At 49.1% G+C, this 495-nt stretch carries 1 protein-coding gene; it reads left to right on the forward strand.

What is annotated here, in order from left to right:
* Positions 1-495, forward strand: a 495-nt coding sequence (locus NE547_RS17990) for a hypothetical protein (RefSeq protein ID WP_256176623.1), incomplete at both ends; no start/stop codon positions are given.

The following is a 495-nucleotide window of genomic DNA, read 5'->3' on the forward strand; positions in this document are numbered from 1 at the left end:
ATTATAATTCTGCCGAGGCCCGGAAGAATCGTGATTGGCAAGAACGCATGTCAAATACTGCTCATCAGAGAGAGGTGCGTGATTTAATTGCCGCTGGCCTTAATCCTGTTTTGTCTGTTACTGGTGGGAGTGGAAGCGCTGTTACCAGTGGTGCGACGGCTTCCACCTCTTCCCCGAACGGTTCTATGGGTTCTGTTGATACTTCTGGTACTGGTGCTGTTGCTGGTCTCCTTAGTAGTTTTCTGTCTTCCATGATGTCTTTGGAGGCTACACGTGTATCTGCTCAGTCTAATCAGGCTGTCGCGGATAAGTATACCGCTATGTCAAAATATACCAGTGAATTGGCTGCTGAGACGCAATTGTCTACGGCTAATATTCAGGCTGCTGCTACTCGCTACGTGTCCGATCAGTCTCTTGCTGGTACTAAGTATGCCTCTGATCAGTCTGCTGCTGCCTCGAAGGTTGCGGCTGCGATTCATGCTTCTGCTGCTAAGT

Source organism: Flavonifractor sp. DFI.6.63, assembly GCF_024462255.1.
GTDB lineage: Bacteria > Bacillota > Clostridia > Oscillospirales > Oscillospiraceae > Lawsonibacter_A > Lawsonibacter_A hominis.